Genomic DNA, 21576 nt, shown 5'->3' on the forward strand with positions numbered 1-21576 from the left:
AATAAGGCTAGTTTTGGAGGGCAGGGAAAGTATAAAGATAAGAGAGGTTAGCGGAATGAATATGAAGCATCCAAACAGGGACGATCGTAGGCCGACAGGTAAACAAGTCGAAGCAACCCAGATGGACATCATGAAGGTGTTACTGCAATGCGGAATCGACCCGGAGCGTTGGAACCATTTCGTATCCTCCGTCAACAACAAGCGTCCTTGACACAATAGACAAGCATGGAATGAAAGGGAATTAAGACACAAAAAAAGCCCAGAAGCCAGAGAGGTTATCTCTCGGGAACTGGGTCCTCTTTTCGGGTTTAGTCCATGCTGCGTTCCATTCGGACAAATGCAATAAAACGACGTGCCTCTTCTTCTGTTAAAGACTTCCCATCAATCATCAGATCGAAGCGTTCTAACACTTCTTTGTCCGATAACTCCAAGGTATCCACGAAATCACGTACGTCTTCATCCATCACGACATCACTTTGCTTTGTACGTCCTATAAGATAATCGATAGACACCTCAAAGATGTCAGCAAGTCTCGTTAACACTTCGAAATCCGGTTTACGTCGATTCTTCTCGTAGTGGGAGAGAGCAGCTCTTGTAATATGAATGGAGCTCGCAAGTTCTTCTTGAGTAAGTCCCCGCTGTTCCCGTAATTCTGCAATGCGATTTCCGTAGCTCATAAGCTATTTCCCCCTGAACGACATCAAATATATATTGAAACAATCCTGAGCCAAGTGTTTGATCAGGGCAGCTTTCCTGCAAAAGAGTAACTCCTCATGTGTTTCCTTTAACCCATTTCCATTTGTAAATAGGTCTGTCTAAGGACATCTCAAATTGTCGTAAATCAAAAGAACCATGTCCAAATACCGCTTGACATGATACGTATTGTATCGTAAATTGGACGTATGGAGTTACAAAATGTATCATTTGGAATATTTTAAGTATCTCCTTGTTGCCTGGACCATATACCTGTGAGAAGGAAGTGGAGGCAGTCCATGTAGGCTAATCCATTCTAAAGGAATGAAACCATGTATTCAATAATTCAGGAATGGGCTGATATGAAATTAAATGTCCATATGTACATTCAGGAGTTTCATGGGAAAATGGTAGACCGCAAAAGACGCCCTGTTCTGTTACTTGGAATGGACACTCAAGCAATCACCTTCCTGAGCGACCTGAACTTGCCGGTATCATCAGAAATGCTCATTGGTTTGGATGTTGAAGATCAACATGTATGTGTACGACTTCACGCAAGGTTGCAATGGAAACAGCCCTTCGGAGAGCTCACAATGTATCATTCAAACTTGCATATTCAGCACGAACAGAAACTATATATAACTGGACAGTTAAACACAATGCTTACTGAAGTTCAGTTTCCCGCGGTTTCCCGTTTTCAGTATGAAAAGGCAACAGAACAAAAGGCTCTGCAGGAACCCTATCATTACATTGATTTCACCATATAATTCCAAGTCGATTCTTAACAATTTCTGAACAAAACATGTACTTAACGCCATTTTACTATATTTCATAGCGTTATGCATTAGTTCTTTAACACCAAAAGCATTTGCGCAATGAATAAAGGGGCGAGGGGGCTCATACTATTTCAGGAAGTTTGGATATGGTTGAAATGCACTGCCACATATTATCCGGCCTAGATGATGGTCCTGTTCGAATGGAGCAGTCCGTTGCGATGGCTGAGAAGGCGGCAGCCTCAGGAATTACCTCCATTATTGCTACTCCGCATCACCTGAACGGGCAATACAACAATGAACCGATGGTGGTCAATCAGGCCGTGAACCTGCTCCATGCAGAACTTCGCAAACGTAACATTCGCCTGGAGATCCGTCCCGGACAGGAGATCAGGGTGCATGACAACCTGATTGGAGACTTATATGCAGGAAAGTGCTGCACACTCGCCGGAAGTCGTTACATGTTGCTGGAACTGCCCTTTGGTCATATTCCCTCACAGTTCCCCAGGATACTGCATGAATTACGAATAGCGGGAATTACCCCTATTATTGCTCATCCGGAACGTAATCGTGTCATTTTGAAGAAGCCAAAGTTGTTGGCTGATTACTTGAGTCAAGGCGGACTATGTCAGCTCACAGCTCAATCTTTCACTGGGCTTTTCGGACGGAAAGTTCGGCAGTGGTGTTTTCATTTTTGCAAAGAAAACGGGTTTCATTTCATTTCATCAGATGCACATGATACGTGCAAAAGGACATTTGCCATAAGTGAAGGAGAGCGGGCCATCGAGCGTCGATTTGGAGCTGAAGCCGTTAAGCGGCTGGCAGAGAATGCGTCGCACATTCTATCAAATTCGTGTCTGGTCACAGAACGCTGGAAACCTCGCAAATGGCTACTGTCCATCTGGTAGTTACATAGGATAGATCACAACGTATAGGAGGAATGAAAGTGGAACTGAAAGGATATTTTCGACTCTTACAAAAGAAACTGTGGTTGATTGTTGCAATTGCTTTGATAGCCGGTGTGGGTGCAGGGGTTAAAAGCATTTTCTTCACCCAGCCCATCTATGAGGCAAGTTCCAAACTGATCGTGAACCAGACCTCTAACGTTCAAGGCCAGGCGATGATGGACTTCAGCATGATTCAAACCAATATCAAACTCATTAACTCATACAGAGAAATTATTAAATCTTCCGCCATTATGGATAAAGTCGCTACCACGTATCCGGACCTAGGCTTAACCTCTGCTCAGCTCATGAATAGCACTTCCGTCTCTACAGCCAGCGAATCCCAAGTGATGAGCATAACTGTACAAGGGACTACCTACGAAAAAGCCGCAAAAACGGTCAATGCCATCTCCAACGTGTTCCAATCTCAAATCCCCCTAATCATGAAAATCGATAATGTGGCTATCCTCAGTGAAGCAAAAGTGGATAGTAACGCATCTCCAATCAATATGAAAACCACATTAAGCATCATTGTCAGTCTGTTCGCAGGTCTTGTGCTCGCCATTGCACTTGTATTCCTGATGGATTATCTGGATGACACATTCAAATCCGAAGCCGAACTTGAAAAAGAGCTGGGTCTGCCTGTGCTTACCGTGATATCCAAAATGAAAAAAGACGATCTGAAAAATACGAAAAATTACGTATCTCAACAGAAAGTGGGGGATGGCAAATATGTCGCGGCTAACCAATGAAAATAACAGTCTGGTGACCTATTTTAACTCCAAATCTCAGATCTCGGAGGGATACCGTAAATTACGGACGAACATCCAGTTCTCCTCAATCGACAGTCATATCAAAAAAATCATGGTGGCTTCCGCTGAATCCGGCGAAGGAAAGACCACAACCATTAGCAATCTGGCGGTAACCTATGCCCAGGAAGGCAAAAAAGTTCTGCTGATCGATGCGGATCTGCGTAATCCTTCCTTGCACCAGGTGTTTTCCGTACCCAATCATATCGGTCTTAGTAGTGTGCTGTCTAATCAGTACAGTGTGGAAGACGTGCTTAGAGAGAGTTATATCGACAATCTCCAATTGTTCACTTCTGGCCCAATTCCGCCGAACCCTTCCGAGATGATCGGTTCCAACCGGATGAAAAGGCTGATTGAGAAGTTAGAGGATCAATATGATGTCATCATGTTTGATACACCACCGGTGCTTGCGGTAACGGATGCACTCATTGTGAGTTCGCTGTGTGATGGTGTGTTACTGGTCGTGAACTCGGGCAAGGTCAAGAAGGAACTGGTGAAGAAGACCAAGGCTGCTCTGGAGCATGTGAATGCACGAATTCTGGGCGCAATCCTGAACAATATCAAAAACGCTGCAGTTCCGGTGGGCTACGGAGAGAAGTAAACCTTCCATCCAATGCTCCCAAGTAAACAGGTAATGTCTACTGCACCTTTATCACTGTAGGCACTCGGTCATGCTGTGGGTTCAATGAACCTTAGACGTTAATCGTCGAAGGTATGACGTGAGGACGGGTTAGATGCCCTGGTTCAACTTTATCAAACTAAAAAAAAAAGAGGATAGGGTGGTATTTATGAAAAAAGTGAGAAAAGCAATCATTCCTGCAGCTGGACTAGGTACACGATTTTTGCCAGCCACAAAAGCGATGCCCAAAGAAATGCTCCCTATTGTGGACAAACCAACCATACAGTATATCGTTGAGGAAGCCATTGCCTCTGGAATTGAAGACATCATCATCGTAACGGGTAAAGGGAAGCGGGCAATTGAAGATCATTTCGACAACGCTTTTGAATTGGAACATAACTTGCTGGAAAAAGGGAAGCTGGGCCTGCTTGAAGAGGTTCGCAAATCCTCTAACGTGGATATCCACTACATAAGACAAAAAGAGGCCAAAGGACTTGGTCATGCTGTCTGGTGTGCACGTAACTTTATCGGTGACGAACCTTTTGCCGTGTTGCTCGGAGATGACATCGTCGTATCGGAAGTTCCATGCACCAAACAATTGATCGATCAATATGATCAGGTTCAACATTCCATTGTTGGCGTACAAACCGTACTTGCTGAACAAACAGACAGATACGGCATTGTAGACCCGCTTCAATCGGATGGCCGTTTGACAGAGGTTCTCAGGTTCGTAGAGAAACCTGCCCAAGGCACAGCGCCTTCCAACCTGGCGATTATGGGGAGATACGTACTGAGTCCAGAGATTTTCGAACATTTGGAGCAACAAGAGATTGGTCAAGGGGGAGAAATTCAATTAACAGATGCGATTCAGCGCTTAAATGAGACACAAGGAGTGTATGCTTACGATTTCGAGGGAGTACGTTATGACGTTGGCGAGAAACTGGGATTCATTTTGACAACCATCGACTTCGCTCTGCAAAAACAGGAACTTAGAATTCCAATGCTGCAAGCTCTGCAACAGATTCTGGAAAAAGAGTCGGTAGAACATGTAGCCGGGGGGGAGTTTGAATGAGTCCATCTCCCCAATCGAAGGAAGCGGAGATTGTTATGGACCCAAGTCTGGGGTACAATGCATCAACGATGTCAGGACAAAATGCGGATAAAGTGTATCTATTTATGAAAAGAATGCTCGATTTGCTGGGTTCTTTCATAGGTTTGATCATTTTGTGCCCCTTGTTTGCGGTCATCGGATTACTGATCAAAATCGAGGCCCCGCAGGGGTCTGTTTTTTTTCGTCAGGTACGAGTAGGACAGAATGGAAAAGAGTTTCATATGTACAAATTCAGGTCCATGGTTGCGAATGCAGAAGATCTGCTGGAACAACTGATTGATCAGAATGAAGTGAACGGGAATATGTTCAAAATGAAGAATGATCCCCGGATTACCCGGATTGGCAAGTTCATTCGGAAAACCAGTCTGGATGAGCTGCCACAGTTGTGGAACGTGTTCAGAGGAGAGATGAGTCTCGTTGGACCCAGACCGGCTCTGCCCAGGGAAGTGAAGAACTACACTTCCTATGACAGACAACGTCTTCAGATGATCCCGGGATGTACGGGATTATGGCAAGTCAGCGGTCGAAATAGTGTTGGTTTTGAGGAAATGGTGGAGCTGGATCTGACGTATGCCCGTGAGCGCAGCATGATGGTGGATATCAAAATTATCTTCAGAACGTTCAAGGTGCTGGTAGGTTCGAAGGATGCGTTTTGAAACACGATTCTGGCTTTGAGGTGGCATAGCAGATATGCAAAAGACCGGTATACTTGCTGCATTAAATATGAAGTCGTTTAATATCATTCTTTTTTCGCTGGTAATTGTCTTCGCAGCAATCTATCTTCCGCTAGTCTCGGTTGTTGCACTCATAGCTGTGATTCTGCTGGGCGTTTATATTAAACAGCCCAGCTGGATTTTTATGATTCTCATCGTAAGTTTTTCATTATCCATTGATAAAATATTTAGCATTCATCTGGCAGGACTGGATTCGCTGTCCTTCTACAAGCTGGCGATTCTGGGTTTTGTCGTCTCTCTTTTTTTACGCTTTGGTATTCGCAAAGAGTTGATATATCCTGCACTGGCGATTGGTTTTTTATTTGTGGAGAGTTATTTTCTATCTGATCTGCCTAGTAAGGTTAGTCCGCTCGATCCATTCAAGGCCTTTCTGGGGGTCATTGTTCCTTTTTTGTTGCTGATGCCCCATTTTTCAAGAGAGATCAGTCAACGAATTATACGTGTACTTGCATGGTTGCCGCTGTTCAGTCTTGCTGGTGGTTATATTCTGCAACTCGCCGGCATATTGTCCATTACTAACCTGGAGATGTCGGGTGTAACCCGGTTACAGGGAGCTAACATCGCTGCGCATCTGGCTATGTTGTGTTTTATCTCGATCTGCGTCTGTCTGATTCAGATCAAGCAAGGCCATCAGGTTGTTCTGTATTACATGCTTACCTTGACACATCTGGTCATTCTGGTCCAGACGGGAACAAGGGGGCCACTTATTGCGCTTATTCCGATTATTCTGGTCTATCTTTTTGATCAACTGAAAGCCTTCATCAAAGGCAGAGTTAGTGCCATTATTCCTCTCATTATGTTTGTTGTCGCTGTGGCCTATATGGTGATTGCACAGTGGGACAATTATGAGATGAGGTCAGAGAGCAAAGGCCTGTCGGGAAGGGATGTAGCTTGGAATTATTTTATTGGCAAAGCAAATGAGTATCCGATATTTGGACGTGGACTCGGCTCAACTCTCGTAGCGAACGATGGAAGTATTTTTTCTGGATTCGTTGTTCCGCATAATGAATACATTCGTTTTTATTACGATGGCGGGTTAGTTGGAGCCATTCTGTTGTTTCTATCGCTGCTGCTGGTGTTTCGGGCTGTTTACTTCCGATTGGGCGGCATGATCCGGTTGTATTTTGCCGGAATGATTATCGGTTTCCTGACCTATTCCTTTTTTGACAATACCCTGTCCACGGTTCATCTGATTGCTCCATTCTGTATCTTCCTGAACGCGTTATATGCTACGGGAAATGGAGTCCATTCCAAGTCAGGGGCCGAAGCAGAAGTGGATATACAGATACAGCGAGCCAAGGACGTATCCTTTTCAAAGGAGATTAGAACATGAAGGTCTGTTTGATTAGTTCTACAGGCGGTCATTTTGATGAATTAACCAAAATTATTCCTGCGGTTGAAGAACATGATTATTTCCTGATTACCGAGAAGAATAAAAGCAGAAAAGTAGAATCGGCACAGGGCAAAGTATACTTCTTAATGCAGCAAGAGCGTAAAAATGCGATGTTCTTGCTAATCTTTGTGGCTAATATTATCAAATCGTTCTTTTTATATCTGCGTGAGCGTCCAAAGGTGATCATTACAACAGGGGCGGGAGCTACCTACCCTTTTTGCCTCATCGGTAAAATCTTCGGTGCCAAGCTGATTTATATCGAAAGTTATGCCAAAATCTATTCCTCCAGCGCAACCGGGAGATTGATGTACAAAATCTCGGATGAGTTCTTCATCCAATGGGAAACGTTGCAGGATAGCTATCCCAATGCGAAGTACAGGGGGGCTTTATTTTGATATTTGCTATCGTTGGAACCCAGCGTTTTCCCTTCAATCGGATGTTTGAGCTTATTGATGAGGCGATTGAGGCAGGTATTATTGAAGAAGAGGTTGTTGCCCAATCCGGATATACCGAGTATCAGCCGCGGAATTTCACTGTGATTCCCTTCCTTACCCAGGAAGAGATGAATGAATATGTGGAGCGCAGCAGATGCATTATTTCTCATGCGGGTGTTGGCTCCATTACAAATTGTCTTGAACGCGGCAAGCCCGTTATTGTCATTCCACGCCGGAAAGAATGGGGCGAACATGTGGATGACCATCAGCTTGAGATTTCCAAGGTTTTTCAGGATAACGGCTATGTGGCCGTCGCGGAGAGTCAGGCTGAATTACAAAAACTGGTTCCTTGCATAGAGGAGCTGACGTTCCAGCCTTATGTGAGAAAACAGTCTGATCTGATCTCATCCATTAAAAATTACGTGAACAGTCTGTAAGTGGTCTGAAGATTAACCATGAAAAAAAGGAGTCTATCATGAAACCAAAAGTATTGGTTGTTGGATCATCCTTGAAGGATATGGGCGGAATTGTGAGTGTCATCAAAAACATTGAGGATTCCTCCATCTCGGAAATGTATGCCATGCAGCGGGTCGAAACGTATATCACGGGCAGCGTGTTCTCACGGCTGCTTATTTTTATACGGGGATTCATGCAATTCTGGATGAAACTGTACACGTTCAAGCCGGATATCCTTCATATTCATATGGCAAACAACGGGAGCTTTTATCGGAAGTCTATATTTCTGCTAACCGCACGAAAGTTGTTTCGAAAGTCAGTTATTCTGCATATTCATGCGGCCAGCTTTGATGATTTCTACAATCATTTTGCTCTGCAGCGCAAGTATTGTCACTACATTCTGAATCAGGCAGACAAGTTGATTGTCTTGTCCCAGACGTGGAAAGAATACTTTGCTACGATTGTGCCGGAGACAGCGATTGAGGTTCTTTATAACGGGGTCTTTGTCAAAGAACCGTTTGTAAGAGAACAACAAACAGCCGTTAATGCTCTCTTCATGGGCAGACTCGGTGAGCGTAAAGGAGTCTACGATCTGCTTCAGTCCATTCAGCAATTGAAGGCGCTAGGCGTTACAGCTACCTTTAATCTGGCAGGGGATGGTGAAGTCGAAGAAGTCAAAGCAATCGTGCAGCAGTATGGAATAGAGGATCGTGTCAATGTACTCGGCTGGATTAACGGAGAGCAAAAGGAAAAACTGATGCGGGAAGCGGATCTACTGGTCCTGCCTTCTTATCATGAGGGATTACCTATGGCCATACTTGAAGCAATGAATTGTGGCTTGCCCATTATATCGACCACCGTCGGAGGCATCCCCGAAGTGATTACATCCGGTCATAATGGGCTGTTAATCGAGCCGGGAGATGTGCACGGGCTGACATCAGCGCTGGAATATCTCATCACGGATGAAGAGGTTAGAGCAAGAATGGGTTCACATAACAGAGAGATTATATCGGATAAGTTCGATATGAATCTTCTCGTGGGCAGATTATCAGGAATATATGATGCACTTCAAGTGAAGGTATCCTAGTGAACAGGAAAAGGTGATGAAATGAACCCCTTGGTATCTTGCATCATTACGACCCATAACCGGGCCGAGTTATTGAAAAATGCGTTGAGAAGTGTACGGGAGCAAACACATCCGTATCTGGAGATTTTCATTGTGGATGATGGCTCAGAAGATCAGACGCCAGAGATCTGTCAGGCTTGGACCCGGGAAGATTCACGGATTCGGTACATCCGAGTTCCATATCCCAAGGGAGCCAACCATGCACGGAATGTAGGGATATCCCAAGCCAATGGCAAGTACATTGCCTTCCTGGATGATGATGATGAATGGATGCCTGACAAAATAAAAACCCAGGCGGAAGTGCTGGAACGAAAACAGGAATCATTCACCTTCTGCAGCAAGTATCTCGCATACACGAATGAGCAGCATCAGGTGGTCAAACGGAAATTGTCGGTGGAACCTCGCGATGTTATTCGGTATGAGGATCTGCTTACATTCAACTGGATCGGGGAAACGTCCAAAATCATGGTACTTACCTCACTGGCCCGTGAAGTTCGATTCGATGAAAATCTGACATCCGCTCAGGATTATGACTTTTATCTGCGTATATTGAAACGAGGCTACATCGCCGTGAATGTGAAAGAACCGCTGGTGGATATCAACATCCATAGTGGTCCACGAATTTCAACCTCTACAACGGCCAAGTACAAGGGCCAACGCAAGATTATTTTGAAATACTACAATGACATGTCCAAGGAACAGAAGCGCCGTCAGTTACACCATTATCGAATGCTCGAATGGTCGAGAAATACACTTCGCAATAACGTTTATTTGAAAAAAGCACTGTCGTTGTACCCTTGGTGGAAAGATTGGGTGCTGCTCAAGCGTAATACCAAAATTATGATGCAAGGATTTTTAATGAGATTTCATGCAAGGCGCGCAGTTGGAACGTATACAGAGGAACCTGTGCGAATGAAACTAAAGTAAGAGGTGCCTGGATGGAAAATCCGACGGTGTATATGCTGCCCAAGATGATTGAGAACAATAAATTCAATGAGCTGTTATCCGATTCCATTGAGAACAAGGGATGGGAAGTGAAACAGTTTACCAAAAGAGATCTAATCAAACTGAAAAAAAATGATGTGCTGCATTTTCATTGGCCCAGCTTCTATTACAGAGGTTCATCCGTGCTGACAACAGTGATCAAATCGATTCTATATGTATTGATGATCTGTTTTGCACGTTTGCGCGGGGCCAAATTGTTCTGGACGGTGCACAACATCTGGCCACACAACAGCGGCAAGACGCGGTTTGATTATTGGATGAGAAAAATACTGGTCCAAAATTGCTCCAAGCTGATTGTCATGGGCAAACCCTTGATCTCTGAGATCTGTTCGACGTTTGGGATTGATTCCAGCCGGATCGAGGTTATTCCGCATGGACATTACAAGGGAGTGTATCAGGGTAAAGGCGTGAATATCCGCTCCCGGTTTGGCATCCCGGAGGATAGTTATGTGTATGCGTTCTTCGGTCAGGTGTCGCCTTACAAGGGCGTGGATGATTTGCTGGAGGCATTCAAGGATCTGGATTCCGAACAAGCCCATCTGTTGATTGCCGGTAAAAAGGTAAAGGATTATGACCTTGGAGATGAATTTCTCAAGAGTGGACATATTCATACTCATTTTCATTTCATCGAAGATGATGAATATTCGGATTATTTTGATGCAGTTGATTCGATCATTCTTCCATACAAGCAAATTGCAACTTCAGGCAGTGCGATTCTGGCATTGACCTTCTGTAAACCGGTGGTGGCACCACGGATTGGCTTGTTGGAGGAATACCTGCCCGAAGATTGTGCGGTCCTCTACGAACCTTCCGATCCGGATGGATTGCTTAAAGCGATGAATATGATCCGGTTAAAACAATCGGAGTTTCAGGAAGGCAGTGGTTTTGTCAAAGCGTTGGAGCGGCTGGATTGGCCAGTGATTGCCCAAAGGACACTTACCCTGTACTCCAGTTAGTGCAGATGAACGGGTGGACCTAATTGAAAAATATGGGGATGAAATGATGAAGGTAACCGTCGCGATCTGTACGTATAACCGTGCACAGGATGCGGTAGAGGCCATAAGAAGTGCAATACAACAGAATTACGCAAGCAGCGACTATGAGATCATACTCATTGATAACAATTCAAAAGACAACACACGGGAAGTCGTGCTTCAAACCATCTTGCAGCATGAGAACCATTCGATCCGGTATGTGTTGGAAGAAAAGCAAGGCTTGTCTGTAGCCCGTAACCGGGCCATTCACGAGGCACGTGGCGAGTATATCCTTTTCCTTGACGATGATGCCTTTGCTTGCAGGGACTGGATTCACCAGATCGTTAGTGTGTTTGAGATGAATGAAAATATCGGTTGTGTCGGTGGCAAGATTGATCCGATCTGGGAAGTACCTGAGCCAATGTGGATTCCACCGGAGAACAAGTCGCTATTCACCATTCTGGATTTTGCAGATGAAGTCACTGAAATGAAAAGTCCTTATATTCCATTTGGTGCAAATGTGGCTTTTCGTTTATCTGTCTTTGATCAACTGGCTCCCTTCCGTGAAGATCTTGGAAGAGTGGGGAACAACCTCCTCTCCAGTGAAGAGAGTGAGTTAATTGCAAGAATACGGACAAAGTTCAAGGTATATTACACGCCGTATGGCGCGGTACAACATAAAGTAGCCAAAGAGCGAACGACAAAGAACTGGTTTCTACGCCGAATCTATTGGCAGGGTGTGAGTGATGCCATTCGTGATCAGGATCGTGGTGTTGTGCGTACGGCCAAACATGGCATCAAGCTTGCACAGGGGATCACAACCTCACTGATCTACATTTATAATGCAGATCGGTTCACACGTCAGCTTGCCAAAGTATGTTACCGAAACGGCATGATTGTTGGGTCGCTTCGTCAAAACAGTAAGGGATGAGGATCGCTATGGCGCAATTTGCACTTCGCAAAGTATTCAGAGGAAACGGCTTAATGAGTGCCATATTTCAGACAAGTGGAACCAATCTGCTGGTCATGACACTGACGATGTTGTCTTCCATTTTGACGTCACGTATGTTCGGCGTAGAGGGAAAGGGCGCATTCTCGGCCATCCTGTTCTGGCCAGCGCTCTTAACCGGATTGGTCGGATTTGGACTACCAACTTCTATCATTTATAACATCAAACAGAGCGCAACCGAGAAGAGTGCACAGTATGTTCGGTTAAGTTTTCTTTTTCAAGTTCCGGTGTGCATCATCATTGGCATTGTGGCCTGGTTTGGATTGCCTTTCTGGCTCTCCAGCTTTCCGCCGGAGGTCGTGCAGATATCCAGATGGTATACGATTGCTACCGTTCCTGTACTTATTGTCATCAATCTCATATCAGCCCTCTCGCAGAGTCGGGAGAAATTCGCTGTATATAATGGTATCCGGTTAATGATCCCCCTGTTTAATGTAGGCGGGCTTTTTGTGTTATGGGGCCTGGGCATGCTGAGCATTCAGCTCGCGGCTGCGATCTATTTTGTAACCAGCTTCTCAGTGGTGGCGTGGGCTATCTATGCCAACCGTGATGAATTGAGACTGAGATGGTTCAAGGATCGGGTGGACCAGAGTTCGGCCAAGAAACTTTTTGGTTATGGCAGCAAGGTGTATGGCGTTGAATTGTTAGGAACGCTGTATACCCAGTTTGATAAAATCATTATTTTGGCTTTGCTCACCCCGCGTGATTTTGGACTGTATTCCGTCGTATTTGCGTTATCCCGAATCTACAATGCGGTTCAGACGGCGATTAGTAATGTTGTTTTTCCAAAAGTGACCGGATTGCCCCAAGAGCAGATTATTCGAACGGTCGGCAGAGCTTTCCGCATCTCGCTCATGGTCATGATGATCATTGTAATACCCACTATGTTTGTGGGGAACTACCTGATGGGTCTTCTGTTTGGCTCCGAATTTTTGGAAGCGAGCGTAGCATTTTATATTTTGGCTGTGGAATGCATCATTGGTGGTGGCTCCTGGATTCTGGCATCCGCATTTAATGCACTGGGTCGGCCAGGGCTTGTGATGATCAGACAGCTCATTGCACTCTCGGTAACGGTGGCTTTGTTCTTTGTATTCACCCCGCTGTGGGGGCTCAACGGAATTGCGATTGCCTTATTGATCGGGTCCATTGTACGAATGGTGGTTACTGTGGCTGCGATGAAGATTGTATTTAAGGTGAAGTTTGCCGCCATGTTCTATGACAAGGAAGATCTAACGTTTCTCTATGAACGGTTAAATAAAAAAAGAAGAAGAGTCACCCAAGGAGGAGATGGAGATGCTGGGCACTAACAATATTCATCCAATGGAAGAGTTGAAGGGACATTTACGTCAGATTTTGAAGGTCATTCCACCGCGTACCGAAATCTATTATTTGGATTACCCGGTGCATAGCAATGGTGGCGACTTGTTGATTATGAAAGGTACTGAGGCTTTCTTCCGGGACAATGATATTCATGTACGTGCCAGATACAGCATTCTGGATTGCCCTTTATCCCTCAAGGTTCCGGAAGGTATCACGATTGTGTTGCACGGAGGAGGTAACTTTGGTGATCTGTACCCTGCCCATCAGAAATTGAGAGAGCGCATGATTGCCCAGCATCCGAATCACCGGATTGTCATTCTGCCACAGACGATGTTTTATAAGAGTGATATTGAATTGAAAAAGACAGCCCAAGTATTCAATCGTCATAAGGATGTACACTTTTTTGTCCGGGATACCTTATCTTATGAGATAGCCAGTAAAGAATTTCAACAAACCAATGTGTATCTATCTCCGGATATGGCGCATCAGTTGTGGCCTCTTAAGTCCAAGAGCAAGCCTACCGCAGAGATGTTGTATTTCTTTCGTAAAGACATTGAGAAAACTCAGAATCAGGTGCATTACGAATCCGTCAGTGGACCTAAGGCCACGTTTAAAGACTGGGAGACATTGTACAACCGGGTAGACCGGAAGATCATTCGCATGATTACTTCCCGGTTAAAGTCAGGGAAAGGTAGCTCTTTCGCCCGCTGGTTGTGGTACAAATACTCTGATCGGATGGTACATACGGCCATTAAGGAATTCAATCAATACCGAACCATCACGACATCCCGTCTGCATGGACATATTCTGGCCTGTCTCCTGGATCAACCGAACATCCTGCTGGATAATTCATACGGCAAGAACTCGAATTATTATGTAGCTTGGACCAAGAGCAATCCGGCAGGCAGACTGGAGTCCAATCAGACCAGCACATATAACAAGCCAACCGAGACCGGCAAGGGAGCAAGTACGGTTGTGCTGTCGGATGGTGCGGCCCTATGAGAAGTATTCTGTTATCCGGTGGTTCTGGCAAGCGTCTCTGGCCGTTATCCAACGATTCCAGATCCAAGCAATTTCTTAAAGTTCTTCATGGGCCAGAGGGAAATCCGGAATCCATGGTACAGCGGGTATGGCGACAGCTGAATCATGCCGGACTTGCATCAGAGGCACTTATTGCGACCAGTTTGCCACAGGTGGAGATTCTGACTTCTCAGCTGGGAGACGATGTGAGACTGGTTGTGGAGCCTGAGCGCAGAGATACGTTTCCTGCGATTGCGCTGGCAGCCTCCTATCTGTATTCCGTAGAGAGTGTGAGTCTGAATGAGACGATTGCAGTGTTGCCTGTAGATCCCTTTGTTGAGAAAGAATTCTTCGAAGTGCTGGCAACCTTACCGGAGATGCTTGATAAGTCTGGTGCTGATCTGGCCTTGATGGGAGTGGTGCCGACGTACCCGTCAGAGAAGTACGGATACATCATTCCGCAATCCCAATCTTCCAGTGATAATAACAATGAATACGTGAATGTAGCGAAGTTCCAGGAGAAACCCTGCGAATCCGATGCGGTCCTCATGATTGAGCAGGCCGCATTATGGAATTGCGGGGTTTTTGCTTTTAAGCTTGGTTATTTGATTAATCTGCTCATTGAGATGGAACTGCCGATCCAGTATGACGAAATGCTGAAGCAATACGGAAGATTGAACAAGATCAGTTTTGATTACCAGGTTGTCGAGAAGGCAAATCAGATTATCGCTATTCCGTATAACGGCTTCTGGAAAGATCTAGGCACGTGGAACACACTCACGGAAGAGATGGGAAGCTCGGTTGTAGGAAAAGGGTGGATTACGGGAGATTCCCTGAATACGCACTTGGTCAATGAATTGAACATTCCGGTTGCTATATTGGGATTGTCGGATGTGGTGGTCGCCGTGAGTCCGGATGGCATTCTCGTCAGTGACAAAGAGGCCAGCCCACGGATCAAGGAAATCTTGAAGAATGAGGATCAACGCCCCATGTATGAGGAGCGCAGGTGGGGTTGCTACCGGGTTCTGGATTACACAAGAAACGAAGCTGGCGGCGAGGTTCTCACCAAACGAATCTGCATCAGTGCCGGGAAAAACCTGAGTTATCAATACCATTTGCTTCGCAACGAGGTATGGACGGTTGTATCGGGAACAGGGGAATTGATTCTGGATGGGCAGAGCCGAATGATCGGGCAAGGAGATACGGTGATCATTGACCGGAGTATGCTTCATTCCGTCAGAGCCGTTACGGAACTGGAGATCATTGAGGTACAGATCGGCAGTCAGCTGATTGAGGAAGATATCGTTAGAGTGTCTACCGAATGGCAGGACATTGTTCAGACATATGTGAAGCACGCGTAACCAACACATTAGAACATGGGGGAGATTATGGAATGAATATTACGGTGATTGGCACAGGGTATGTGGGTTTGGTATCAGGCGTATGTTTTTCGGAACTGGGAAATAACGTGATCTGTGTCGACAACAATGTGGAAAAAGTGAATATGTTAATGGACGGTCATGTTCCGATCTATGAACCGGGTCTGAAGGATACCATGAATGCCAATATGAAAGCAGGAAGGCTGTCCTTCACCACCAACATTCAGGATGCTATCAGTCGTTCGGATATCATCATTATCGCGGTGGGTACGCCATCCCTGCCTAATGGCGAAGCAAATCTGAGCTTTATTGAGCTTGTCGCGCGAGAAATAGGTTCTTATATGGATAATTATAAAATAATAATGACTAAAAGCACTGTTCCTGTCGGAACTAACGATCGTATTCAGGAATGGATCAGCAGTTTGACGAATCATCCATTCGATATGGCATCGGTACCGGAGTTCCTGCGAGAAGGTACCGCTGTCCAGGATACGCTCTATCCTGACCGGATAGTCATTGGGACACATAGTGAGCGGGCAGTCGCCACGTTGAAAGAGCTGCATCAGCCATTAACCGATCAGATTATTGTTACGGATATTCGCTCGGCCGAAATGATTAAATATGCATCCAACGCTTTCCTCGCAACCAAGATCTCATTTATCAACGAAATCTCTAACATCTGTGAAAAAGTAGGAGCAGATGTCAGCCGCGTTGCCGAAGGCATGGGCTATGACAGACGAATCGGTGCTTCCTTTCTCAAGGCAGGCATTGGTTACGGAGGTTCCTGTTTCCCTAAGGATACACAAGCTCTGATTCAAATTGCAGGTAATGTGGATTATGACTTCAAATTGCTGAAGTCCGTGGTGGAAGTGAACAAAGATCAACGCTTCAACGTCATTCGTAAACTGGAAGACGCACTAGGCTCACTCGAAGGGAAGGAGATTGCCATCTGGGGGCTCGCTTTCAAACCGGATACCGATGACGTTCGTGATGCTCCGGCGATTGAGATCATTCAACGTTTGCTTGAGCAGGGAGCAGTGATTCGGGCATATGACCCCATCGCTACCGAGAACTTCCGCAAAGAGGTGGATTCCCCATCCATTACGTGGGAAGAGCGTGCCATGAAAGCGGCGGAAGGTGCTGATGCACTCTGTGTTCTGACGGAATGGAAAGAGTTCATGGAGGTTAATCTGACTGATTTGGCAGCGCATATGAATCAACCCATCCTGATTGATGGAAGAAACATCTACGGAGAAGATCAGATTAAAGATACGTCCTTTCAATACTACTCCGTTGGTCGTCCAGGTCTAACCAATATCGATGGAAGAAAAACGGCAGTCATCTGACGGAGGCCATAACATGAGACGCGGGATCAAAATAACATTAGGTGCCATTTCCCTTGTTGCAGTTGTCATGATTGGATATTCTGTGTATCTGTATTCGCATGTTAAATCAGCGGCGGATCAAATGTATGAACCACGGGAACCCATCAAGCAGGTATCTATTGTAGACCAGCGGGGTGGGGGAGATTTCCCTGTGGACATGGAGAATGAAGAACCTTTTAATGCTTTGATTCTGGGTGTGGATGAACGTTCCAATGATCGGGGGCGCTCCGACACCATGATAGTATTAAGTGTTAATCCTGCGAAAAAATCCGCACTTATGTTTAACATTCCCCGAGATACCAGAACGAATATTGTTGGTCACGGCACGGAGGATAAGATCAACCATGCCTATGCTTTTGGGGGCGTTAACATGTCTGTGCAGACCGTGGAACAATTGCTCAACGTTCCCATACATTACTACATGAAAGTGAATATGGAGGGCTTTGCACAAGTCATCGACATGGTGGGTGGAGTGAATGTGAATAACCCGTTTGCATTTGACTATGAGGGTTACCGGTTCGAGCAAGGGAATATTCATCTGGATGGTGAAGCTGCTTTGGGATTTTCGCGGATGCGTTATGATGATCCGAAGGGAGATCTCGGGCGGAATGACCGTCAGCGGGAGATCATCAAACAAGTGCTGAAGAATACGGTCCAGGTATCCAACGTGTTGCAACTGGAGACGTTGCTGGACGAAGTCAGTGCTCACGTCAGAACCGACGTTACCTTTGATGAGATGAAGCAGATGTTCTCCAATTATCGTTCGGTACTGGATCATATTGAATCCGTTGAGATTAAAGGCACGGGCAAGAAAATAGACGGAGTGTATTACTATATCGTGGAACAATCGGAACGAGACAGGATACATCAGATGATTGAAGAACATTCAAAATGATTGGATAGGGCGGTGAACCAGATGCGTATCTCCAGGCTAATGAAATTGTCCCTGATTGTGCTACTAATGTATATGCTCATGATACCGGCAAGTACAAATTATGTTCAATCAGCTCAAAACTATCAATGGAAGAATATACCTATTGGTGGTGGGGGGTACGTTACAGGCGTGGTTATTCATCCGACTGAGCCTGATCTGGTTTACGCTCGAACTGACGTTGGAGGAGTATATCGGTTGGATACAGCTTCAGGAGATTGGGTCCCACTACTGGATCATTTCGGAGATGAAGACAGCAATCTGTACGGCGTGGATGGAATTGCGCTGGATCAGCAAAACCCCAATGTCGTGTATATCGCTGCTGGGAAGTACGGGAACGTGGGGCCGAGTGATATTCTGAAATCTACAGATCGGGGAGAGACCTGGATTCGAACCGGACTTAATCTTCGGAATGAATCAAATGGAAATATCCATCGAGCCATGGGAGAGAGCATCGCGGTTAATCCCACGAACTCCAATTACCTGCATGTGGGTACACGATATGATGGATTGTACACTTCCAGTGATGGTGCAGCCACGTGGAGCAAAGTATGGGATGTACCTAGCGGGCTGCCCGGTGAGGGAATTCGGAGTGTAGCTTATGGATTGAATCCCGTGACGAAGCAAGGTCAAGTTGTGTATGCGGGGGTTCGCGGCATTGGTGTGTATAGCAAAGCACCAAGAAGCAATGGGCAGACCACTTGGCAACTTACCGGGAGAAGTCCCGAATATCCTGCACGTATGACTGTGGCGAAGAACGGGACGTTGTATGTGACCACGGATAATCAGGGCGTCTACAAGTTCAATGGTGTGCAGTGGACAAATATAACACCCAGCTCCAGTTACTCATCTTATTATGGAATCACGATTGATCCCAATAATGATAATCACATCCTGGCAGCCGTTCGAACAGGCGGAGATAATCTGCCACTGTATCGTTCCGTTAATGGCGGACAGAGTTGGACAACAGTGAGCAAAACGCTGGTATCCAAACCGTCCTGGTGGACACCCAACATGTTTTTCTCAGCGACATCCAGTATCAAGTTTGATCCGCATAATCCGGGCACTGTATACGCTACAGACTGGTTTGGCGTGTACAAGACGGAAAATATCAATGGTACCACTGGATTGACTGGCAATACAGCGAGTACTTGGGAAGCCATTACCGATGGTCATGAAGAAGTCGTCGCACTCACGGCATCCACACCACCTCAGGGTGTTTCATTTTTTAGTGGTTTAACGGATCAAGTCGGATTTAGACATGAAAATGTAACCGATGTTCCTCTTAATAAAATCCCGCTCGCAGGTATGCGAGAAATTGTGAGTATTGACTATCACGAGGCAAATCCGAATTACATGATATTTCTGGGAAGCAGTGACTGGTATGGTACCACCACACGTTTATTTGTCTCTTCCAATAACGGAGTTACAGTAACTCCAATGAATGTTCCGGCTGGCTCCAAACTGGGGAGGGTCGCCTATTCAGCTATTAATCCAAATGTAATTGTTTATTACCCCCAGACCGGTAATCCGGTCAGAAGCACGAATCGTGGTGCAACATGGCAAAATATGAATGGTGCCCCTTTTCAGGCCATCGGGGGGAATATGGTCTTTGCCTATAATCATCCACTGGCTGCGGATCGCATCAATGGATATAAATTTTATATGTATGCTGCGGGTTATCTGTATCGGTCTACGGATGCAGGTGCCAACTGGTCCAAAGCGAATACGGTTCGCCTTCCGATTAATACGGATATCAATACAAGCTTCATTAAAGTCGAGGCTGCACCTGGCGTGGCGAATAATGTATGGGTGAGTCTGGGAACCGATGGATTATATGCATCAACGAATTCGGGAAATACATTTTCCAAGATCCAGGGTGTGCAGAATTCCAAATTATTTGCCTTTGGTAAAGCTCAGCCCGGCAGATTGGTTCCAGCTGTCTATGTATATGGCACCGTAAATAACGTGAATGGATTCTTCCGTTCCGATGATATGGGGATAACCTGGAACAATATAGGTCCTTTAGGTAATGGAATCGGGCTGGGCAATGAACCGCAAATTATGGCGGCAGACCGTCAAATCTATGGTCAGGTATATGTAGGTACAAATGGCAGAGGCATGTATGTTGGATCAATAGAATAACGAGAGAGATATGAAAGTGGTGAAGATCAAAATGATGGAGGAGGGCTCCGGGCGCACGAGACAAAAGCATGTACGAAGAACGTACGGATTTCTCATTGCTCTGCTGTTGATTGTGATCTGGATTCTGGTTATCTGGTCCATGTCCACGCAATCCTCTCAACAGCAAGACATTCAGCCTTGGCTTCATAAATGGTCTCAAAAATTGCACATCGGTTTTACACTTCCTGATGTGCAATTCACTTACGGGGAGTATGAGTATTCGCTGAAGCAGCGGCCGTATGATTTTGCAGAGTTCATCTTTCGCAAGAGTGCGCACTTATTTGTATACGCTGTGCTCGCCGTGCTTGTGTACGGCGGGATGCGGTACAGAAGAACATCCCTTGTGACCAGTATCGTTTCTGCTCTGGCTGTAGTGTTTGTTATAGCCTCCATTGATGAGTATATTCAGCAGTTCAGCCCGGACCGGACAAGCTCGATACGTGATGTTGGAGTAGACTTGCTCGGCGGCTGCTGTGGGATTGCCATATATGCAGGACTTCAGTCCATTATCCGAAGGATCAGAAAAGGAAAGCGTACTTCTATTCACAGCGAGTGATTTCCCAGGAAATTAGATGTATCGTTCAACTTCTACTTGTCTGCCATCCATCATAAGTATGGAGTAGGACAAGGAGGACTGGACATGCTGCGAAGAAGGAACCGGAATGCTTTGCTCAAAAAGATCGGGTTCATCGCGATCATTGTATTATTGCTGTGGTTGATTGCCAGAACCATTCCGTATTTGTTTCAGGCAGATACATCGGATGAAGCTGCTGCTGTTGCCGAAGAGTTTTACAAATATGAGCAGACGGGTGACTTCGGCAGTTCATGGGAACTCTTTCATCCCCTGATGAAAGAGCGGTTTCCCAAGAGTGCTTACGTACAGAACAGAGCACATATATTTATGCAGCACTTTGGCGTGGAAACGTTTGAGCTGGAGATGGAAAAGCCGGAGCGCGAGTTCGATGTAACCGTGATCGATGGCGTTAAGCCATTTTCTGAAGCCTACAGAATCCGGGTCACCCAGAAGTACTCAGGTACCTTTGGCCAATTCGATATTGTGCAGACCTGTTATCTGGTAGAGGATGGCGATGAGTGGACCTTACTTTGGTATTATCCAAATCAGAAAAACGAGGATACCTCGCAGGTCGACAATAGTGACTGATCAGGAAATAGTATTAACCCATACATTGAACCGAATTGTATCATTTACCTAACATGAGGCTCCATAAATGCGAGACTTTTGTCGCATTTTTGGAGCTTTTTTTGTGTTTTGCTTG

Annotated in this window: 23 protein-coding genes; 22 read left to right on the forward strand and 1 reads right to left on the reverse strand. The window is 45.6% G+C overall.

The window, feature by feature from the left end:
* Positions 1-55 precede the first annotated feature (55 nt).
* Positions 56-211: a hypothetical protein gene (locus MKY01_RS06675; protein WP_017690128.1), complete on the forward strand. Its 156-nt coding sequence runs from the start codon at positions 56-58 to the stop codon at positions 209-211.
* Between the two features lie 97 nt (positions 212-308).
* On the opposite strand, the gene MKY01_RS06680 is transcribed toward MKY01_RS06675, so the two are convergent.
* A complete protein-coding gene (locus MKY01_RS06680; RefSeq protein WP_076251429.1) occupies positions 309-677 on the reverse strand; it encodes a helix-turn-helix transcriptional regulator in 369 nt (122 codons plus the stop codon).
* Positions 678-1055: 378 nt separating this feature from the next.
* On the opposite strand from MKY01_RS06680, the gene MKY01_RS06685 reads away from it, so the two are divergent.
* The 21 genes from MKY01_RS06685 to MKY01_RS06785 all read left to right on the forward strand — a co-directional run bounded on the left by MKY01_RS06685 (position 1056) and on the right by MKY01_RS06785 (position 21461).
* On the forward strand, positions 1056-1460 hold the full coding sequence (locus MKY01_RS06685) for a hypothetical protein (RefSeq protein ID WP_127551237.1): 405 nt from the start codon (positions 1056-1058) through the stop codon (positions 1458-1460).
* A 155-nt stretch (positions 1461-1615) separates the two neighbouring features.
* Positions 1616-2374, forward strand: a complete 759-nt coding sequence (locus MKY01_RS06690) for a CpsB/CapC family capsule biosynthesis tyrosine phosphatase (RefSeq protein WP_036611338.1) — start codon at positions 1616-1618, stop codon at positions 2372-2374.
* A gap of 32 nt (positions 2375-2406) precedes the next feature.
* Positions 2407-3162: a Wzz/FepE/Etk N-terminal domain-containing protein gene (locus tag MKY01_RS06695; protein ID WP_253506264.1), complete on the forward strand. Its 756-nt coding sequence runs from the start codon at positions 2407-2409 to the stop codon at positions 3160-3162.
* Complete coding sequence (locus MKY01_RS06700; RefSeq protein WP_036611333.1) at positions 3143-3820, forward strand: CpsD/CapB family tyrosine-protein kinase; 678 nt, start codon at positions 3143-3145, stop codon at positions 3818-3820. The genes MKY01_RS06695 and MKY01_RS06700 overlap by 20 nt, the downstream gene beginning before the upstream one ends.
* Positions 3821-4007: 187 nt before the next feature.
* Positions 4008-4910 carry a UTP--glucose-1-phosphate uridylyltransferase GalU gene (galU, locus tag MKY01_RS06705; protein ID WP_036611572.1) on the forward strand — a complete coding sequence of 301 codons (903 nt, stop codon included), beginning with the start codon at positions 4008-4010 and terminating at the stop codon, positions 4908-4910.
* Between the two features lie 35 nt (positions 4911-4945).
* Complete coding sequence (locus MKY01_RS06710) at positions 4946-5605, forward strand: sugar transferase (RefSeq protein ID WP_047844154.1); 660 nt, start codon at positions 4946-4948, stop codon at positions 5603-5605.
* A 34-nt stretch (positions 5606-5639) separates the two neighbouring features.
* A complete protein-coding gene (locus MKY01_RS06715; protein WP_091015441.1) occupies positions 5640-7016 on the forward strand; it encodes an O-antigen ligase family protein in 1377 nt (458 codons plus the stop codon).
* A complete protein-coding gene (gene pssD / locus MKY01_RS06720) occupies positions 7013-7471 on the forward strand; it encodes a PssD/Cps14F family polysaccharide biosynthesis glycosyltransferase (protein WP_339285952.1) in 459 nt (152 codons plus the stop codon). Before MKY01_RS06715 ends, pssD begins: the two co-directional genes overlap by 4 nt.
* Positions 7468-7947: a PssE/Cps14G family polysaccharide biosynthesis glycosyltransferase gene (gene pssE / locus MKY01_RS06725; RefSeq protein WP_036611327.1), complete on the forward strand. Its 480-nt coding sequence runs from the start codon at positions 7468-7470 to the stop codon at positions 7945-7947. The genes pssD and pssE overlap by 4 nt, the downstream gene beginning before the upstream one ends.
* A gap of 38 nt (positions 7948-7985) precedes the next feature.
* Positions 7986-9053: a glycosyltransferase family 4 protein gene (locus MKY01_RS06730; protein ID WP_339285954.1), complete on the forward strand. Its 1068-nt coding sequence runs from the start codon at positions 7986-7988 to the stop codon at positions 9051-9053.
* Positions 9054-9074: 21 nt separating this feature from the next.
* Complete coding sequence (locus MKY01_RS06735) at positions 9075-10019, forward strand: glycosyltransferase family 2 protein (RefSeq protein ID WP_315372840.1); 945 nt, start codon at positions 9075-9077, stop codon at positions 10017-10019.
* 11 nt (positions 10020-10030) lie between these two features.
* Positions 10031-11053 carry a glycosyltransferase gene (locus tag MKY01_RS06740; RefSeq protein ID WP_076209611.1) on the forward strand — a complete coding sequence of 341 codons (1023 nt, stop codon included), beginning with the start codon at positions 10031-10033 and terminating at the stop codon, positions 11051-11053.
* Positions 11054-11096: 43 nt separating this feature from the next.
* Entirely contained in the window at positions 11097-12002 is a 906-nt protein-coding gene (locus tag MKY01_RS06745) for a glycosyltransferase (protein WP_339285956.1), read from the forward strand.
* A gap of 8 nt (positions 12003-12010) precedes the next feature.
* On the forward strand, positions 12011-13387 hold the full coding sequence (locus MKY01_RS06750; RefSeq protein ID WP_339285957.1) for an oligosaccharide flippase family protein: 1377 nt from the start codon (positions 12011-12013) through the stop codon (positions 13385-13387).
* Positions 13374-14402: a polysaccharide pyruvyl transferase family protein gene (locus MKY01_RS06755; protein WP_339285959.1), complete on the forward strand. Its 1029-nt coding sequence runs from the start codon at positions 13374-13376 to the stop codon at positions 14400-14402. Before MKY01_RS06750 ends, MKY01_RS06755 begins: the two co-directional genes overlap by 14 nt.
* The gene (locus MKY01_RS06760; RefSeq protein WP_339285961.1) at positions 14399-15781 is read left to right on the forward strand and encodes a sugar phosphate nucleotidyltransferase; all 1383 of its coding nucleotides are present in this window, start codon (positions 14399-14401) and stop codon (positions 15779-15781) included. Before MKY01_RS06755 ends, MKY01_RS06760 begins: the two co-directional genes overlap by 4 nt.
* 32 nt (positions 15782-15813) lie before the next feature.
* Positions 15814-17145: a UDP-glucose/GDP-mannose dehydrogenase family protein gene (locus tag MKY01_RS06765; RefSeq protein WP_339285963.1), complete on the forward strand. Its 1332-nt coding sequence runs from the start codon at positions 15814-15816 to the stop codon at positions 17143-17145.
* A gap of 13 nt (positions 17146-17158) precedes the next feature.
* Positions 17159-18079 carry an LCP family protein gene (locus MKY01_RS06770; protein ID WP_047841973.1) on the forward strand — a complete coding sequence of 307 codons (921 nt, stop codon included), beginning with the start codon at positions 17159-17161 and terminating at the stop codon, positions 18077-18079.
* Between the two features lie 21 nt (positions 18080-18100).
* Entirely contained in the window at positions 18101-20260 is a 2160-nt protein-coding gene (locus tag MKY01_RS06775) for a hypothetical protein (protein ID WP_339285964.1), read from the forward strand.
* 10 nt (positions 20261-20270) lie between these two features.
* On the forward strand, positions 20271-20855 hold the full coding sequence (locus MKY01_RS06780) for a VanZ family protein (RefSeq protein WP_339285966.1): 585 nt from the start codon (positions 20271-20273) through the stop codon (positions 20853-20855).
* Positions 20856-20939: 84 nt separating this feature from the next.
* Positions 20940-21461: a hypothetical protein gene (locus tag MKY01_RS06785; RefSeq protein ID WP_036611303.1), complete on the forward strand. Its 522-nt coding sequence runs from the start codon at positions 20940-20942 to the stop codon at positions 21459-21461.
* The last annotated feature ends 115 nt before the right edge of the window (positions 21462-21576 follow it).

This window comes from Paenibacillus sp. FSL R5-0486 (assembly GCF_037975155.1).
GTDB classification, from domain to species: domain Bacteria; phylum Bacillota; class Bacilli; order Paenibacillales; family Paenibacillaceae; genus Paenibacillus; species Paenibacillus amylolyticus.

Excerpts from the sequence above, each read along its gene's own strand:
- MKY01_RS06780 (WP_339285966.1), top strand. The coding sequence starts at position 20,271 with ATGAAAGTGGTGAAGATCAAAATGATGGAGGAGGGCTCCGGGCGCACG.
- MKY01_RS06685 (WP_127551237.1), top strand. The coding sequence starts at position 1,056 with ATGAAATTAAATGTCCATATGTACATTCAGGAGTTTCATGGGAAAATG.
- MKY01_RS06715 (WP_091015441.1), top strand. The coding sequence starts at position 5,640 with ATGCAAAAGACCGGTATACTTGCTGCATTAAATATGAAGTCGTTTAAT.
- MKY01_RS06765 (WP_339285963.1), top strand. The coding sequence starts at position 15,814 with ATGAATATTACGGTGATTGGCACAGGGTATGTGGGTTTGGTATCAGGC.
- MKY01_RS06735 (WP_315372840.1), top strand. The coding sequence starts at position 9,075 with ATGAACCCCTTGGTATCTTGCATCATTACGACCCATAACCGGGCCGAG.
- galU (WP_036611572.1), top strand. The coding sequence starts at position 4,008 with ATGAAAAAAGTGAGAAAAGCAATCATTCCTGCAGCTGGACTAGGTACA.
- MKY01_RS06690 (WP_036611338.1), top strand. The coding sequence starts at position 1,616 with ATGGTTGAAATGCACTGCCACATATTATCCGGCCTAGATGATGGTCCT.
- MKY01_RS06745 (WP_339285956.1), top strand. The coding sequence starts at position 11,097 with ATGATGAAGGTAACCGTCGCGATCTGTACGTATAACCGTGCACAGGAT.
- MKY01_RS06675 (WP_017690128.1), top strand. The coding sequence starts at position 56 with ATGAATATGAAGCATCCAAACAGGGACGATCGTAGGCCGACAGGTAAA.
- MKY01_RS06750 (WP_339285957.1), top strand. The coding sequence starts at position 12,011 with ATGGCGCAATTTGCACTTCGCAAAGTATTCAGAGGAAACGGCTTAATG.
- MKY01_RS06740 (WP_076209611.1), top strand. The coding sequence starts at position 10,031 with ATGGAAAATCCGACGGTGTATATGCTGCCCAAGATGATTGAGAACAAT.
- MKY01_RS06770 (WP_047841973.1), top strand. The coding sequence starts at position 17,159 with ATGAGACGCGGGATCAAAATAACATTAGGTGCCATTTCCCTTGTTGCA.
- MKY01_RS06760 (WP_339285961.1), top strand. The coding sequence starts at position 14,399 with ATGAGAAGTATTCTGTTATCCGGTGGTTCTGGCAAGCGTCTCTGGCCG.
- MKY01_RS06755 (WP_339285959.1), top strand. The coding sequence starts at position 13,374 with ATGCTGGGCACTAACAATATTCATCCAATGGAAGAGTTGAAGGGACAT.
- MKY01_RS06785 (WP_036611303.1), top strand. The coding sequence starts at position 20,940 with ATGCTGCGAAGAAGGAACCGGAATGCTTTGCTCAAAAAGATCGGGTTC.
- MKY01_RS06695 (WP_253506264.1), top strand. The coding sequence starts at position 2,407 with ATGAAAGTGGAACTGAAAGGATATTTTCGACTCTTACAAAAGAAACTG.
- MKY01_RS06700 (WP_036611333.1), top strand. The coding sequence starts at position 3,143 with ATGTCGCGGCTAACCAATGAAAATAACAGTCTGGTGACCTATTTTAAC.
- MKY01_RS06710 (WP_047844154.1), top strand. The coding sequence starts at position 4,946 with ATGGACCCAAGTCTGGGGTACAATGCATCAACGATGTCAGGACAAAAT.
- MKY01_RS06680 (WP_076251429.1), bottom strand. The coding sequence starts at position 677 with ATGAGCTACGGAAATCGCATTGCAGAATTACGGGAACAGCGGGGACTT.
- pssD (WP_339285952.1), top strand. The coding sequence starts at position 7,013 with ATGAAGGTCTGTTTGATTAGTTCTACAGGCGGTCATTTTGATGAATTA.
- MKY01_RS06775 (WP_339285964.1), top strand. The coding sequence starts at position 18,101 with ATGCGTATCTCCAGGCTAATGAAATTGTCCCTGATTGTGCTACTAATG.
- MKY01_RS06730 (WP_339285954.1), top strand. The coding sequence starts at position 7,986 with ATGAAACCAAAAGTATTGGTTGTTGGATCATCCTTGAAGGATATGGGC.